Below are 16,330 nucleotides of genomic sequence, written 5' to 3'. Positions count from 1 at the left end.
TTTTAATTTGGAACAATGTTGCTGAACTTTAACCTATGACAGCAGAACAAACACAACAATTTATTAAAGGCGGTATTTGGCAAAGCATTACCACAGAGCTACGCCCCAGTATAATAAAAAACACATCGGGCGATATCCAGCCCTTTTATTTAAGCCGGAAATTTGAATACGGAAAAAGCAACAGCTTTGCTTGTAGCATTATCAATTATGCAGATGCTATAGGCAGTGTCCCATTGGTTAAAATCGAAATTAAGGGCCACCTGGCGTGGCAGGGACCACATCCATTAACTGAAGGAGCTTATAAAGTTGATTACGTAGCAGATGAATCCTACGAAATTACACCATTACACCAGGGCTTTGCAGATGCGGTTAACAAGTTTCCGTTGCCCGATATTGAGCCTTGGGCTATTAATACCACACAAGATGTAAAATCAAAGGCATTCCCTATTTTTGGCCTAAGCGCAGACAAAATATACGTAGACTATGATTTGATCTATATTTATAACAACATGCTTTTTAATGGCAGCAAAAATGTTGATGGGCGTGCATTTGATAAACCTGAGAACAGGCCTACCAATTTGCAGTTACCGTTGATACGGGTATAATTTATTTATTTGCAGACGTTAAAAGGTAACTAATCTTTGTCATCCCTAAGTCTTTATTATTCTAATCGCATAGCGGATTAAAATGTTAGGCTATCTTAATCGTCTGTACTGTTATGGCTAAACGTTTTCCATTAATTTTATTAATCTGGATTATTTCAGATCTATATTTCGCCCAGGCGATCAACACCTTAACTACCAATAATTTAATACGCAATGGCTATTGGTTTATCGACGTAATACTGGTTTTAGGCTTAATAAGCATTGTTTTTTTACGCCGAAGTAAAATTGCCCCTGCGGGTTTAGGTAACTGGCTAATGGCTTTTGCCCTGCTCACCCTTGTACCTAAAATATTTGCTATGCCGATATTGCTGGTCGAAGATATTATCAGGCTATTCCGCCACTTTCCGCCGCGTAGTGTTTGGGTAAGTGAGCTGGCCGTATTTATTGGCGCGATACCATTTGTAAGTTTAATTTACGGGATGACGGGCGGCCGCCACCATTACAAGGTACACCGCACAATACTTAAGTTTAAAGATCTCCCTGCCGAGTTCGATGGATTCACCATTACCCAGTTATCAGATATACACGCAGGAAGTTTTACCAGTAAACGCGGAGTTGAAAAAGGTATCAATTTAGTAAACAAGCAAAACAGTGATGTCATATTGTTTACAGGCGACCTCGTTAACAACCAAGCCAGCGAAATGACACCCTGGATTGACAGCTTTGCTACACTTAAAGCCCCATTAGGTAAGTACTCTGTACTGGGTAATCACGATTATGGCGATTACATCCGTTGGGAAAGTGAAGCTGATCAAGCGGCAAATCTGGTACGATTAAAAGAGGTACATCAGGAAATGGGCTTCAGGTTGCTTTTGAATGAAGCTATGCAGATTGAAAAGAACGGTCAATATATCGCACTTATTGGTGTAGAAAACTGGGGCAAAGGTGGATTTCACAAATACGGCGACCTGGTTAAAGCATCGCAAAGTATAGATGACCATGAGTTTAAAATCCTGATGTCGCACGATCCATCACATTGGGAAGCGCAGACGCTGGAGCACAACAAGCATATCAACCTCACCTTGGCAGGCCACACTCACGGCATGCAATTTGGTATAGAGCTGTTTGGTTTTCAATGGAGCCCTGTTAAATACGTATACCCGCAATGGGCTGGCTTATATCATAGGCATGATAAATACCTATATGTTAACCGGGGATTTGGCTTTTTAGGCTTTAAAGGCCGATTGGGTATTTGGCCCGAGATTGCTGTGATTACATTGAAGCGGGGATAAAATCATAAATTGTGTAAAAGCACAAAAGCCTCTTTAAATTTCTTTAAAGAGGCTTTTCTCATTTAATGTGCGGAAGAAGGGACTCGAACCCCCACGCCGTGAAGCGCCAGATCCTAAGTCTGGTGCGGCTACCAATTACGCCACTTCCGCGGTTATTTTTGAGATTGCAAAGATATACTTCTGAGCCAGCTTTCGCAACCTTTTTTGCAAATAATTGCTTTAGGGTTCATTATCAGGCATTTTAATTTCCAGGATCTGCTTAGAAGGCATTTTTATCGCCTTTGGCAGTATTCCAAAAGGTTAAAAAGATAATCTTCAGATCCAGCAAAAACGACCAGTTTTCGAGATACCAAACGTCAGCCTCTACCCTGTTGGCCATAGCTTCAGTATTTTTAGTTTCGCCACGGAAACCATTTACCTGTGCCCAGCCGGTGATGCCTGGCTTAAGAAAGTGGCGTACCATGTATTTCTCAATCTCTTTAGAGTATTGCTCGGTATGGCTTACCATGTGCGGACGTGGCCCTACTACCGACATGTTACCTATCAGCACGTTGAAGAACTGGGGCAGTTCATCGATATTGGTACGGCGCATAAAAGCACCTATTTTGGTAATACGCGAATCGCCGCGGGTGGCCTGCTTTTTATCAGAATCCTTGTTAACCTTCATGCTACGGAATTTGTAGCACTTAAAGTTTTCATTCTCGCGCCCCGAGCGTACCTGCATAAAAAATACAGGCCCTGGCGATTGTAGCTTGATAATGATAGCCAGTATTGGAAATAACCAGCTAAAAACAAAAAGCAGTATGCACAACGAGAAAAGAATATCAAAAACACGTTTAATAAAACGGTTAAGCACACTTTCCAGAGGTTCTGGCCTTAATGATATTACAGGTATATGGCCAAAGCTTTGTACCAGTGTAGGCCTGTTGCTGTAGCTATAATACTCGGGCACCAGCTTAAAGCGGATCATATTTTTATCGGCCTCCAGCATCAGTTTCTCTATCGATTTAGCTTCTGTGCTTGGTAAGGCACAAAATATTTCGTGTACCTTGTTTGAGATCACATACTCCACACATTCGTGAGTTTTACCCAAAAACATATCCGTATTGTTAACACGATCGGGGTCATCATCAAAAAAGCCGATCATGTTATAACCTCTGTCGGGGTTGCTCTGAAAATAATTATATAAATCAAGGCCCACGCGCCCGGCACCTACAATGATCACATTTCGTTTATCCATCAAAACGCGCCTGTCGCCACGGCGGATGGTGAGGAATATGAGTTTCCAGATGCCCAATAAAAACCCGAATAAAGCTATTGACGCAAAGAGATATTCGCGGGTAATAAAGTAAGCCTTGGTACCAATAATAATGATAATAGTAACGCAGATGAGCCCTACAAATATTAAATAAGTTTTAAAAACACTGCGATAAGTGTTTATCGAATCCTTATTTAATACCGACTCATAAAGCCCTGATATATTGGCCGATAAAAGCCATATCAGGTTAAAAACCAACACAATGGGTAAATAATTTTTGTTATTTATCCACATGATGAAAGATTTATCTACGATAAGATAAGCTATCACCATGCTAATATTCAGTATAATATAGTCAATAGTTAAATTAATAGCCTTGATAAACGTAGCGTATCTGTGAATCATATATAGTAACTTCCAAAGAAAAATTAAGCGGGTGCTGTAAATGCACCGCTAAAATAATATAATTATTTGAGTTGAAAATGACAATGAAAATTTAATGGGGTTCTCCTTATCAAATTTTCAATTATTAATTAGAAAACACACGGAGCTCTCAATAAATATGCCCCTAAGTTAATATAAAATATGCAATTCTAATGCCCAACTAAAGGGTAAAAACACCCATATTATTTACATAATAAGCAATCAATTTCTATAAGCAGATTAACAATTTAACCCGTAGAGCTTGTATTTTACCTATTGTAAATTTGATATACGCCACTCACGGTATGCTCATTTACCGAGCCCACCAAAACTGTTGTGATTTTTTTCTGTATCATAACCTGTTCGGCCTCATCAACCAACACTTCCTCATTAATAATAACAGGTGTAGTGGTCATAATTTCTGTGATATGAAGATTCGACAAATCCGGGTGTTTCAACAATGCCCTGCGCAAATCGCCATCAGTTACAATGCCTTTAACTTCATTTGCCGAGCCCACTATAACCATCCCCAGCCTGCCTTCAGACATTTTGAGCAACAGATCTGTAAACGCAGCATCTTCATTAATAAATGGTATAGCATCGCGCTGCATTACATCTTTAACCCTGGTAAGCAGCCTGCGCCCCAAATTACCCCCGGGATGGAAACGCGCAAAATCATCGGGTTTAAAATCACGGGCTTCCATCAATGCAATAGCCAGGGCATCGCCCATAACCAAAGTAGCTGTGGTAGACGATGTGGGTGCCAATGCCAACGGACAAGCTTCGCGCGTAACAGCAACAGCCAAGTGATGGTCGCTGTTTTTAGCCAGCGTTGATTCGCGGTTACCGGTAATACAGATAATCAAATTACCATTCCATTTCAAAAACGGGATGATCTTCAGAAGCTCATCGGTTTCGCCCGAGTACGAGATCAGGATAATGGCATCCTTAGGCTCAACCATGCCCAAATCACCATGAAAGGCTTCTCCCGGATGCAAAAAGAAACTTGGCGTACCTGTACTGGCCAACGTGGCTGCTATCTTTTTACCAATAAGGCCCGATTTGCCAATACCGGCAACAATAAGCTTACCTTCGGTATTTAAAATAGCATTTACCGTATTGGTAAAGTTATCGTCAATCATATCGGCCACATGCCTTAACGATTCTATCTCGATATCAAATACCCTTTTGGCAATATCATTCATGCAATTAATCTAAAAGCGATTTGATGATCTCTTCTATATTCTCCAGTTTAACCTGGTTAGGCCCGTCGCTCAGGGCATGGTCTGGGTCTGGGTGTGTTTCCATAAAATAACCTGTTGTGCCAAACGCCTTAGCAGCTAAAGCCATCATCGGTACAAAGGTACGGTCGCCACCAGTTTTACCCCCTGCCCCGCCCGGGCGTTGTACCGAGTGTGTACAATCCATACAAACCGGGAAGCCAAACTTCTTCATATCATAGATATTACGGAAATCAACAGCCAGGTTATTATAACCATACATATTACCGCGCTCGGTTAATATTACCTGATTATTACCCGCTTCTACAACTTTTTGTGCCGGATATTCCATATCCTGACCAGATAGAAACTGTGCCTTTTTAACGTTAACAATCTTGCCTGTTTTAGCGGCCGCTACTAACAGATCTGTTTGGCGGCATAAAAACGCAGGAATCTGCAGTATATCGGCAACTTCGGCAACAGGTGCAGCCTGATAGCTTTCGTGAATGTCTGTTGTAACCGGCAGGTTAAATTCTTCTTTAATTTTTTGTAGCCATTCCATCCCCAACTCCAAACCCGGTCCACGGTACGAGTGGATAGAGGTACGGTTAGCTTTATCGTATGATGATTTAAAAATCACCGGTACATTATATTTCTGGCCTATAGTGGCAACCTTTTCGGCTACAGTATAAAGCAACTCCAGATTTTCCATTACGCATGGTCCCAGTATAAAGAAAGGGCCTTGCTGCATTTGTTCAAATAGCATAGTGTTATTGTATAATTACAAAGATGATGATTTTTTTTAGTTGTCGGTTGTCAGTTATCCGTTGTCGGCAAAAACTAAAACGGATAAACAAGTTACCATGGTATGATGTATACCTTAAGCAGTAAATATTACATTTGTACGTTCCTTGTTTGACTGGCAACAGATAACCGACAACAGAGCATGTACTACATTTTTGAATCATAAAAGTTGTCTGACAACCGACAACTGACAACCGACAACAGAACAATGATTAATTTTTTTGAATTTTACGATATACCTGAATCTTTCGAGCCTGATCAGGCTAAGCTTAAGAAGCAATTCTACGAGTTAAGCAAAAAGTACCATCCCGATTTTTATGCTAATGAAAGCGATGAACGCCAGCAGGAAATACTGGAGCTATCAACCATCAATAATAAAGCATATCAAACCCTCTCCAATCCTAACAAACGTTTGGCTTATATATTAACCCAGCACAATTTGCTGAACGAAGGTGCCAAGCCTCAATTACCAGGCGACTTTTTAATGGAGATGATGGACATTAACGAACGACTGATGGAGGTGGATGACAGCGAGCAATTGGCCAAAATCACTGCTGAAACGCTGGAAATTGAAAATAATTTACAAAAAGATCTTGACGCGCTAACTACAGATTATCAGGAACTTGATGATACTGCAAAAGAAGATCGGCTCAATAAAATTGCAGATATTTACTACAGACAAAAATATTTATTGCGAATTAAAGAGACTTTAGATACATTTGCAGCCCGGTTATGACAACCGAATGCCCAGCTGGCGGAATTGGTAGACGCGCTGGTCTCAAACACCTGTGGGAAACCGTGCCGGTTCGACTCCGGCGCTGGGTACATTTTCAAATAAAAACCTATTTAACGTACTGATTATCAGATAGTTAAATAGGTTTTTCTCATTTAAGACCGCCATATTTATCAAAGGGTAATTATTTTATCAATATCAAAATGCTGACATTCAATAAGTTAAATAATTAAAATGGTTCGACTCCGCTAAGGTAGCATAGATAAGTTAATTTAAATTAGTTAACCTTAAATTGAAAAACAGTAGATTCTGATGTATTTCCAACTGCATCCTTGTTACTATTTTCCAATAGTATTTGTTGCCGCCAGAAACGTCGACATCCTGTTTGCTATCCGTTAAACCACTTTTAAATATTACCGGGGTAGCTGTAGTACCAAATAAAGGTCATAACTACTAATATCGTTATCAACATCTGCCCCTCTCCAGCTCAGCGTTACTTTCCCACTATTTGCCGTTACGTTAAATGATCAAAAGATAGCTGAGCCCTCGAAATATTGGCGAAAACTAAAATAATTAGAATAAGAAAAGCATATTTCTTCATTGGCTACACAATAATGGTTGTGTTAACCGCTGTTCTAAATTAATAAAAAGGCAGCAATAAAACTGCGACACCTCCCTAAGATGTAAGCGCCCCCGGTAGCATTAATCTTTATCTATGGCATTACAGATGCTCTTTGACTTAAAATAAAATTTGCCTGGCTTTGCTGGCCGGTTGTATCTCTCTCCTGTTCCAGATTGGGACCCAATAACTTTTGATAATCTATTTTTGGCTTGAGATTCTCACCCGATAATTTCACAATTTCTACAGACTGTAATTCGCCAGGGATATTGGCCCCAAACCAATGTACATCTGCCTGCCTTTTCCAGGTTACTAAAGCCAGCTCTTCACCTTGCTTTGCCTGATGATCGGCCGTCCTGAGTCGTTCAGCGGCTAACTTATTCCCATACAATATGCTAATGGTATTTTTTGTCGGATTAAAAGATGTATTTAAAACAGATAGCCCACTTTTGACAATATCAAATTTTGCAGGCACTGTAGCTTTGTTATTATAAAGCTCATTATCTGTTGCGGGCTGTTTACAGGCGCATAAACTGAATAATAAAATGGCAGTTAGTAATTTAGTTAGCGTTTTCATTGGTTCAGTTTTATAGGTTGTGTAAATACGAAATCTGTTTTCTCTTCGGGGCGATGGCAATTGATGCACTCTGTGGCAAACATGGCCGTTTTACCATAAGGCACCATTTTGGTTGTTTTAAACCTTGCAAATCCCCATCCCTTAGTAGAGGCATATTTATCGGCGTCCTTAATCATAAATTCAACCTGCTTAAATTCTCCGGACGAGACTATACCATCTTTACCTTTATTCTGAGCAAATGCAACCTTCGCAAAGGTAGCACCTTGTGGCCATGGTGATATTTTATGCTCACGAATAGCCTTAATAGCAATAGGGTTACCTAATATTAAACGCATGGTACCATTATCAAAACGTTCTGAAGCGCTTACTACCTGCCAGTTTTTATACTCGGGAATAAAAGCAATGCCGTTAAGCGCAACTGGTACAGATTTTATTTTAAGGCTATCAGCTCCCCATTTTGTAAACTGTGCACTTGCGGCAGAATCGGTGGAAGCATTATAATTCAACGGCTTTACTTTCGACAAAAGGAATTGCTTTAAAACATTAATATCTTCTTCACTTAATTTGGCCGATGAGTGAACTGCCGTATAAGATGGCAGCGGCATTGCCCCGGCTACAACCTGGTTAAGTGCTTCCCAAAGCTTAGCTTGCTGATCAGGCTTTGGCATTTTTTGCCATTCAGAAAAGTTCAATACCTTTCTGCCCTCTCTAACATCTTTTACAACCTGCCAGTAGGCCGGGTTAACCTCATCGTACCAACGTAAATTGGTTTGGTTAGAGTGGCAATCGTAACAACTTTTTACAAGTATGCTTTTAACATTATCGGGTACAACAATCTCTGCAGTAGCCGGGGGATTAGTGAGCTGCGGGCGGATGGCCTGGATACATAAAAATATAACCAGGAGAATAAGCACAGCAATGAAGTATTTCTTTTTCATTCGTGGGGTAGATTATATTGTAATATACTATTTAAGCGGGCAAATGGTTGTTTAATATGTAAAATAGAAAAAAGGCCGGCTTTTTACGGCCCGCCTTTTGCTAACAAACTACACACAACACATTAAAATACAATATCTACAACCACTTTGCCCTTGTTTGAGCCATCCTGTAAATATTGATACGCTTCTTCAATTTTATCAGGAGTAAAGGATTGCTGGTCGACCGCAGGGATCAGTTTTCCCGCCTCAATCAACAAAGCGGCTTCGTGTAGAATTTCGCCATGATGAGCCCTACCTTTACCAGATATCAAGCGATACAAGGTAAATACACCCGAATAAGTTGCGCCTTTAAATGACAGTGGTGCAAGCTGATGGGTACCCCAGCCTAATATGCTGATTACGTGCCCGAAATATTGTTTAGCTGCTTTAAAAGATGCATCTAACACAGCACCACCTACAGTATCAAAAATTATATCGAAACCTTCGCCGCCCGTATATTGCTCCACATACTCTTCAACCGATAAGGTGTTGTAATCTATCGGTGTAGCACCGTAAGAGAGAATCAAATCATTTTGTGTCGACGACACGGTACTGAAAACATTGGCTCCCCTTGCTACCGCAATTTGAACAGCAACATGCCCTACACCACCGGCACCGCCGTGGATTAATACATTTTTACCCGGGCCTACGTTAGCACGATCAACCAAACCTTCCCAGGCGGTAATAAATATAAGTGGGATGGCTGCTGCATCGCGCATGCTTAAGTTTTGAGGCTTTTTGGCGATAAGCTGCGCATCTACCGCTGCATATTCGGCAAGTGTACCGGGTACGCCAGCAATGCCGCCCGTCATGCCATAAACTTCATCGCCAACTTTAAAATTGCTCACACCTTCACCTATGGCTGTTACCGTACCTGCAAGGTCGATACCCAGAATATTGGGCAATTGTGCCTTAGCATGAGCAGCCTGACCTGTTTTAATTTTCAGATCGAGCGGGTTAATGCCACTTGCGGCAATTTTAACCAACACCTGCCCTTTTCCGGCTTTTGGTGTTTCTATTTCTTTTACCTGGTAGGGCGTATTAAATTGTTCTAAAATGAGTGCTTTCATATCTTTTTGTTTTTATAAAACTTCACCGTTTAACAATTAATCAATAATGCCAGGTACAAAAAACCGTTCGATACCAGGTACATCAGATAAATGAGTAGTTAAACCTGTTATCTTGTCGCCATTCAATTGAAAAACAATAGTCACATACTCATCCAGTATAAGTTCTCCTCTTTTGCCGGTATTATGCAAGGATAAAGCAACGCTATCCCATCCGTTAAGAATATGGAGTAACTCGAACATCACACCAAATTTCTTTAGCGATTGGGCACGCTTAATAATAGCATCAACACCAATAGCCGGACCAGATAAAAGGCTTTTGCCCGGCAACGTCCATTCAATATCGGGTATCATTACCGATTGCATCAGCTCCCAGTTATTGGTTTTCATGGCCGTAAGAAAAGTATTAGCTGCCGCCCATTTCTGTTCGAAGCTAGGACGTTCCATCTCCAATTGTTCTTCATGAAGCAATTTACCGTCGAAAAACCCATTCATATTGGGAAGATCTGATACATAACTTCTGATCGCAGCAATCTTATCTCCACGAAGCGTAGCTACAATGGCAACGTGTACATCGAGTTCGGCATCGCTCTTTGCTGTTTGATTATGTACCGATAATGCAAAGCCACTATAACTTAACTGGATATTTTTAAGTTGCAGGGAAACACCACTATTAACCAGTGTTTTTGCCCGCTTGATAAACTCTTCCCCACCAATGGCAATTCCCGAAAGAAGATTTTCGCCCGGTAATGCCCATGTTGCATCCGGGGTTATAATGGATGCCAAAGAATCCCAATTTTTGTTGCGAAGAGCTAATAAGAATTGATTGGCAATACTCTGTTTCTCATCATCAGAGACAATATTTATCGCCAGATCTTTATCTGTGTTCATGAATTTATTATTTTAAGATTTTCAAGATTACTGCGCCAATATCAATTAATTGTGCAGCACAATTACTGAGTGAATACCGGCTTGCCAAATAATTAATATCGTTAAAGGCGATATAATTATTCAGCTTTTCATCCTGCCAGGCAATAACCTTCAACGGCAGGTCTAAAGCAGCTAAAGCGTTTTCAACCATTACCTGCCCGCCTTTTGCGGGGTTGCCGAAAAGGAGAAATACAAGTGGGTTAATTTTAGTACCATTGTTAGCGGCTTCTGCCTGCTGATCAATCCTTGCATAAATAGTGATACCATTTTGCCTGAAAAATTTCTCGAGCAATTTTATCGCATCCTTCGGTGCAAATTTTATTGGCTTAACAATAACTCCTTTAGCTTTCATAAAACGTTGTTATGATTTTTATGCAGGATGTCATTTTACAATAACACCTGACTGTCCTTTTTAATTTAATGCAGGTGCTGCCGGATAGTCAACCGGGACCTTGGTGATGGCAAAAACATAATTGGTAAATACCCTTACGGCGATAAGTCCAACTACTTCCATCAATGCTGCCTCATCAAAACCTGCATTAAAAAATTGATCCAGGTACTGAGTTTCAGGGTGACCGTTGTTTTCTGCTATTGATTTGGCTAATTGCACAATTGCATTAATTTTCTCGTCATTTGAATGGCCTTTTCTAATGTCGATTGTATCAGCGCTTGTTAAACCATTTTTCATCGCTACCAGGGTGTGCCCTGCCAGGCAATATTCACAATGATTTAACTCTGACACCACAAGCGCTACAGCTTCTCTCTGCTTAGCTGTAAGTACACCCGCAGCCAAAGTGGCATCCATATCTAAGAATGCTTTTAAAGCATGAGATGAGTAACCCATGGTAGCGTATAGGTTAGGCACCTTGCCGATACGTTTTTGCATTGTTTCAAACAACACCTTCGATTCTGGGCTAACCTGCTCAATTGAAGGAACAACGATATTTTTCATTTTATATAGTTTTAGAGATTAATTAGATTTTTCTTTTTTACGTGACAGATATAACCTTGCTGATTCACTCATATTAAGAATTGCACCCCCCAGAATAACAATATCTTTAATAACCAACGGCCGCGGCCCGAGAGATATGGGAACCCATAAGACGGATCGCCAAGATGGGGTACCCAGCTTTCGGGCGTAGTTACTAGGAATGACAGCGTGCCAAGTGTCATGATAAACATCAGAATACTGGCAATCATGCTTGGCAATGGTATTACCCGGTAAAATGCCACTAACAAACCTAAAATGATCAGAAACGTACCCAAGCCGTAAGAAAAGCCATAAGTATTATTTTGCTCATGCCAGTTGTGATTGGCAGGGATTAATGCACCTTCGGGGTTTATATGTTTCTTATATTGTTCGGGCTGATTGTAGAAACCTGACATAAATGGGCTGTTGGCCACAAACGGTACTATACCATCGGCCTCATAAGTTGTAAATTTTAAGGCCCCTATCCAAAGAAATACAACTACGATACCGTAACGGATTGCAAATTTCCCGAAGCCTTCTAAACCGGCGATGGAGTGTAAAAGTGATTTATTCATTGTTTTGTTGATAATTGTTTTCGTTAAATTATATACCAAAGTTAGGCAGGTACCTGCCCCGCCAACATGGACAAATCGGGCTAATGCATGCACTTATGGGACAGCAGAAAGCAACTCTACAGGAAGTGAGTTATTAAGTTAATAGTAATAAGTATTGAGACTTGACGAACGTTAGTACGAAGCCATATCGGCAACTATGGAAATACCTGCCTGCTCTCGATATACCTGTGGGGATACTTTGGTAAATTTTTTAAAAAAGCGGCTAAAATAAAACTCATCCGAAAAATTAAGGGCGAAAGCGATTTCTTTAATGCTTTGCCTGGTTAGGTGCAGTTTCTTTTTCGCTTCCAGTATCAAACGCTCCTGGATCATTAGCGATGGTGATTTGCCATAATAACGATTACACCGCTTACTGAAGTTATTGGGCGACATAGCAAGCAAATTAGCATAATCTGTAGGCTTGTGAAGCACCATGTAATGCTGCTCCAGCAACTGCATAAAGCGCTCCATTTGCTCATCTTTAGGCTGTTCTTTTTCTTCGGCAGCCATATTGCGTAGTTTAACACTGCTCGATTTTGCCAGAAAAAGCTGAAGATATGACCTTAGCACAACCTCATCGTGTTCATCGGCATTAAATTCATTTTCAATATCCTGGCAAATGCCTTCAAATATCGCAGCTTCATTGCCGCTTAATTTTACTGAAGGCTCTATATAGATATTATTGAATAACAACCCGTTACAGGCAACTCTTGCTTTGTGATATTCGATGCAATAAAAGTCGCCATGAAATTGCAGGATGTAGCCATTAAGCGTTACGTTATGCTCCACTTTTAAACTTTGAAGTGGTGTTGAGAAAAGCAAAACCGGTGCTTCAAAATCAAACTTACCGATATCGGCATAATACCTGCCACTACCTTCAGTAATCAACATAACACTATAAAACGGGAACTGCTTTGCCTTCTCCAGGAAGGGGGCCGCAATTTTTTCTATTCCCATTAAAATGTTCTTATCCATTGAAGGTGCTGTATTACTCATTTTTCGAGATCGCAATCTACATTAAAATCTGTGATTGATTAAATGCGACTACGGTTTAATCAATCACGGATGTACTCTGCATTTAACTGCCTGATATCCGAAGTTTTTGTCAGAACAGACCGGGCGAAGATTGAATCCGTAAAATAAGAAAAGCCATCAATTTTTGATGGCTGTGAGCATATATATTGAACTTTTTGCAAAGTGTTTTCTTATAAACCGGCTACCTGCTCTGCTTTTGCAAAACCATCGTAGCTTACTTTACGAACCATGTTAGTGGCTACAAATTTGGTGCTGTTTACTGTGGCAGACTGGTTGTATTTTAAGTTACAATCGTTTACAGTACCTGTTAAGTTGGCAGTAGCCTGATCGTTTACATTGATGTTGGCGCTGTAAGCTTCCATTTCAAGGTTAGCGGCTGCGCGGTTGTAAAGGTTAACTTCCAGGTTAATGCTGTTTAATTTGCCGAATGATTTTACGGAAGCATTATCATAGGCGGTGATGCTTTGTAATTCGGCTGCGGTTACCCAAATTACCAGTTTTTCTTTTTTATATGATGCGATGCGTAACACGCCGTTTTGGTTTTGTACAAAAGCGTTTTCGCTGTAGTATTTATCGTATACTTTTACATTATCAGTTGCACCGTCTGATACGTATAATTCAACGTTGCCGCGAACCTCAATTTTGTTGATATGTTTTACATCTGTTAATACAGTGCTGGTGCTGCTGCTATGAGTTGCTGCGAATGTGTTTGTGCTGGTTGCTAATGCTAATGATAACACTGTTGCAATGGTTAAGATTTGAGTTTTCATATTATGTAATGTTTTGATGATCTGTTAATTGTAATAGCCTCTGTGCTAATTACGATAATAAGACGCACCCGTTTTTAAAACGTTACAGCCCCCGTTACCCAATAAGGCATCTAATATGTAAACAGGCAGTTTTACCCGGTGAACGGGTTAATTTTATCGGCGAAAAGCTAAAGAAAAATATCAAACCCAGGCGCATAAGCAATTTCACTTATGGATAAACAAGTAGTCGTTAACTTCTCTTATGGCTCACCCAAGTTTATCTATTTTTTCCTGGATGCCTTGTTTTTCTATTTGAGTTTTGGCTAAGGCCTTGGCGTTCTCATAATTGCTTTTTGCCATGGTAATATCAATAGTTTGATATAACTCGCCCAGTAAAAGGTAATAAAAATGATTTTGAACCAGGTTCAATTCCAGAACTTCTGTTAGTGCGGCCTCCGGTCCGTTTACCTTGTATAAAGCGTAAGTGCGGTTCAATGCCACCATCGGCGAATAATTGATCTGTAAAAGCTGATTATACAGTTGTAAAATCTCTTTCCATTTATCAGCTGTATCCTCCTTTTGGCTATGCCAATAGGCAATACGCGCTTCCAGATGGTAAGAGGTAATTTCGTTTCCTTGTACAGACAATTTCAGGAAGTGTATGCCTTGGTTAATTAATTGTTGATCCCACAACGCTACATCTTGTTGATCATAAAGCACAGTTGTACCACTACCGGCCTGCCGCGCATTAAATCGCGAAGCGTGGAAACACATCAATGCTATTAAGGCGTTGGTTTGCGGCAAATTTGTTTTAGGATATTCGATCAACATTATACCTAACCGCAAAGCTTCAACGCACAAATCTTTACGCAGGATCTCATTCTGTGTTTTAGAATAGTACCCCTCATTAAAAAGCAGGTAAATAATGTGCAATACATTATTGAGCCGTGTGTGGATCTCGCTCTCGGGCGGGAACTCTATTTTTATCTTCTCGCTTCGCAGTTTTTCTTTAGCACGAAATAATCGTTTGTTGATAGTTTCTTTATTAGATAAAAAGGCCTCGGCGATTTCATCGATCCCAAAACCGCAAAGAATGCGAAGGGCCAGGCCAATCTGTGCTTCACTTGCAATAGCCGGCGTGCAGATGGCAAAAATCATCTGCAACTGGCTATCTTTAATATTTTGGTATGAGAAATTCAACTCGCCCATTTCTGTATGCCCATCCTGCTGCATACTGAGTTGGGGCATTACCTTTTCAACATAGATTTTATTACGCCTGAAATATTGCAGCGTTTTTTGTTTAGCCACCGTATATAACCAGGCTGCCGGATTAAGCGGAATGCCTTTCTCTCTCCAGGTTTCGGTGGCCAGTAAAAAAGTATCGTTTACTATGTCTTCGGCAATTTCAATGTATTGTAAACCATATAGTTTACTAATTACCGCTACCATTTTAGCAAACTCCTGCTGAAATAGATGCTTTAAAGCTGATTCGTGCTGATCCATTAACTTAGCCTTTCCCAACCTGTATTTGGCCGGGAAAGGCATTAAAAAGGTTTATACAAATACAGATCTAATCTCTACGCTACCGCCCTCATCAATAGCGGGGCAACCATGGGCCAGGGTAATGGCCTCATCCATGCTATCAGCCTTAACTACTATAAAGCCGCCCAATATTTCTCTTATTTCTACAAAGGGGCCATCGGTAACTACACCGCCTGCTTTTAATACACTACCTCCTGGTGTTAAGTGGAGACCATTACTGGCTAATTTTCCCTGTGAAGTAATACCATCAATCCACTCCATCCATTTTTTCTGGATTTCATCATGATTTTCGGCATTATGGCTTAAATCCGGCTGGCGGAATAAAAAAACAAATTCATTATTTGCCTGATCCATGTTCATATATTTAACTGTTGTGTGAATTTAAATTAATCCTGCTAAATAGCACTGATAATTACGATTTAAATTGACCGGGCTGATAACTGCCTGCCGGGGTTTGGAAAGCAATATTAATACGGTTATAGCTGTTGATAGTCACTATTGCCATAGTTAAATCTATAAGTTCCTGCTCTGTAAACTCGGCAGCCGCAGCAGTATATACATCATCAGATACATGAGTTTTGGTAACCCCCTCGGCAAAAGCAAGGGCAGCACGCTCGCGGTTGGTATACACGGTTCCCTCACGCCAGGCATCCAGCATATACAGGCGCTGCTCGGTTTCACCCGCTGCGCGTAAATCTTTCGAGTGCATATCCAGGCAAAAAGCACAGCCATTAATTTGAGATACACGGAAATAAAGTAAATGAAGTAACTTTTGCTCAACCGGTGATTTTGCGAGGTAAGCGCCAAGGCTATACATTGCTTTCAGCGCGTCAGGTCCTTTTGCGAAAAAATTGATTCTTGGTTCCATTTTCTGTTGGTGTTAGATAATTAATTTTTGTTTATACCTCAATAATG

18 protein-coding genes and 2 tRNA genes are annotated in these 16,330 nt (G+C 40.5%); 4 read left to right on the top strand and 16 right to left on the bottom strand.

Annotated elements, in window-relative coordinates; translation table 11 throughout:
- The first annotated feature begins 35 nt into the window (after positions 1–35).
- Both PQO05_RS14405 and PQO05_RS14400 read left to right on the top strand, forming a co-directional pair.
- Entirely contained in the window at positions 36–605 is a 570-nt protein-coding gene (locus PQO05_RS14405; RefSeq protein ID WP_273628015.1) for a hypothetical protein, read from the top strand.
- Positions 606–718: 113 nt separating this feature from the next.
- Complete coding sequence (locus PQO05_RS14400) at positions 719–1,897, top strand: metallophosphoesterase (RefSeq protein WP_273628014.1); 1,179 nt, start codon at positions 719–721, stop codon at positions 1,895–1,897.
- 68 nt (positions 1,898–1,965) lie between these two features.
- Here the strand turns inward: PQO05_RS14400 and PQO05_RS14395 are convergent.
- The 4 genes from PQO05_RS14395 to kdsA all read right to left on the bottom strand — a co-directional run bounded on the left by PQO05_RS14395 (position 1,966) and on the right by kdsA (position 5,564).
- Positions 1,966–2,047, bottom strand: a tRNA-Leu gene (locus PQO05_RS14395).
- Between the two features lie 109 nt (positions 2,048–2,156).
- Positions 2,157–3,560, bottom strand: a complete 1,404-nt coding sequence (locus tag PQO05_RS14390; protein ID WP_273628013.1) for an undecaprenyl-phosphate glucose phosphotransferase — start codon at positions 3,558–3,560, stop codon at positions 2,157–2,159.
- Positions 3,561–3,847: 287 nt separating this feature from the next.
- Positions 3,848–4,783, bottom strand: a complete 936-nt coding sequence (locus tag PQO05_RS14385; protein ID WP_273628012.1) for a KpsF/GutQ family sugar-phosphate isomerase — start codon at positions 4,781–4,783, stop codon at positions 3,848–3,850.
- Between the two features lie 4 nt (positions 4,784–4,787).
- A complete protein-coding gene (gene kdsA, locus PQO05_RS14380) occupies positions 4,788–5,564 on the bottom strand; it encodes a 3-deoxy-8-phosphooctulonate synthase (RefSeq protein WP_273628011.1) in 777 nt (258 codons plus the stop codon).
- Positions 5,565–5,810: 246 nt separating this feature from the next.
- Here kdsA and hscB point away from each other — a divergent pair, with 246 nt between their 5' ends.
- Both hscB and PQO05_RS14370 read left to right on the top strand, forming a co-directional pair.
- Positions 5,811–6,338 (top strand): Fe-S protein assembly co-chaperone HscB, encoded by a 528-nt coding sequence (hscB, locus tag PQO05_RS14375; RefSeq protein ID WP_273628010.1) that lies wholly within the window; start codon positions 5,811–5,813, stop codon positions 6,336–6,338.
- Between the two features lie 9 nt (positions 6,339–6,347).
- Positions 6,348–6,427, top strand: a tRNA-Leu gene (locus PQO05_RS14370).
- Between the two features lie 621 nt (positions 6,428–7,048).
- Here the strand turns inward: PQO05_RS14370 and PQO05_RS14365 are convergent.
- From PQO05_RS14365 to PQO05_RS14310, 12 genes are all read right to left on the bottom strand, one after another.
- A complete protein-coding gene (locus tag PQO05_RS14365; RefSeq protein ID WP_273628009.1) occupies positions 7,049–7,531 on the bottom strand; it encodes a hypothetical protein in 483 nt (160 codons plus the stop codon).
- A complete protein-coding gene (locus PQO05_RS14360) occupies positions 7,528–8,469 on the bottom strand; it encodes a heme-binding domain-containing protein (RefSeq protein ID WP_273628008.1) in 942 nt (313 codons plus the stop codon). Before PQO05_RS14360 ends, PQO05_RS14365 begins: the two co-directional genes overlap by 4 nt.
- 122 nt (positions 8,470–8,591) lie before the next feature.
- Complete coding sequence (locus tag PQO05_RS14355; RefSeq protein ID WP_273628007.1) at positions 8,592–9,578, bottom strand: zinc-dependent alcohol dehydrogenase family protein; 987 nt, start codon at positions 9,576–9,578, stop codon at positions 8,592–8,594.
- A 36-nt stretch (positions 9,579–9,614) separates the two neighbouring features.
- A complete protein-coding gene (locus PQO05_RS14350; protein ID WP_273628006.1) occupies positions 9,615–10,466 on the bottom strand; it encodes a nuclear transport factor 2-like protein in 852 nt (283 codons plus the stop codon).
- 7 nt (positions 10,467–10,473) lie between these two features.
- Positions 10,474–10,857, bottom strand: a complete 384-nt coding sequence (locus tag PQO05_RS14345) for a DUF302 domain-containing protein (RefSeq protein ID WP_273628005.1) — start codon at positions 10,855–10,857, stop codon at positions 10,474–10,476.
- A gap of 60 nt (positions 10,858–10,917) precedes the next feature.
- Positions 10,918–11,457 carry a carboxymuconolactone decarboxylase family protein gene (locus PQO05_RS14340; protein ID WP_273628004.1) on the bottom strand — a complete coding sequence of 180 codons (540 nt, stop codon included), beginning with the start codon at positions 11,455–11,457 and terminating at the stop codon, positions 10,918–10,920.
- Between the two features lie 68 nt (positions 11,458–11,525).
- Positions 11,526–12,050: a DUF417 family protein gene (locus tag PQO05_RS14335; RefSeq protein ID WP_273628003.1), complete on the bottom strand. Its 525-nt coding sequence runs from the start codon at positions 12,048–12,050 to the stop codon at positions 11,526–11,528.
- A gap of 171 nt (positions 12,051–12,221) precedes the next feature.
- Complete coding sequence (locus PQO05_RS14330) at positions 12,222–13,064, bottom strand: helix-turn-helix domain-containing protein (RefSeq protein WP_273628002.1); 843 nt, start codon at positions 13,062–13,064, stop codon at positions 12,222–12,224.
- Between the two features lie 230 nt (positions 13,065–13,294).
- A complete protein-coding gene (locus PQO05_RS14325) occupies positions 13,295–13,894 on the bottom strand; it encodes a GIN domain-containing protein (protein WP_273628001.1) in 600 nt (199 codons plus the stop codon).
- A 246-nt stretch (positions 13,895–14,140) separates the two neighbouring features.
- A complete protein-coding gene (locus PQO05_RS14320) occupies positions 14,141–15,376 on the bottom strand; it encodes an RNA polymerase sigma factor (protein ID WP_273628000.1) in 1,236 nt (411 codons plus the stop codon).
- A 51-nt stretch (positions 15,377–15,427) separates the two neighbouring features.
- Positions 15,428–15,769, bottom strand: coding sequence for a YciI family protein (locus tag PQO05_RS14315; RefSeq protein ID WP_273627999.1), 342 nt, complete (start codon positions 15,767–15,769; stop codon positions 15,428–15,430).
- A 58-nt stretch (positions 15,770–15,827) separates the two neighbouring features.
- Positions 15,828–16,283 (bottom strand): carboxymuconolactone decarboxylase family protein, encoded by a 456-nt coding sequence (locus PQO05_RS14310; RefSeq protein WP_273627998.1) that lies wholly within the window; start codon positions 16,281–16,283, stop codon positions 15,828–15,830.
- Between the last annotated feature and the right edge of the window lie 47 nt (positions 16,284–16,330).

Origin of the sequence: Mucilaginibacter jinjuensis, assembly GCF_028596025.1 — a bacterium.
Classification (GTDB): domain Bacteria; phylum Bacteroidota; class Bacteroidia; order Sphingobacteriales; family Sphingobacteriaceae; genus Mucilaginibacter; species Mucilaginibacter jinjuensis.
Note: the sequence above shows the minus strand (reverse complement) of the source record. Positions and strands in the feature narration are given on the sequence as shown.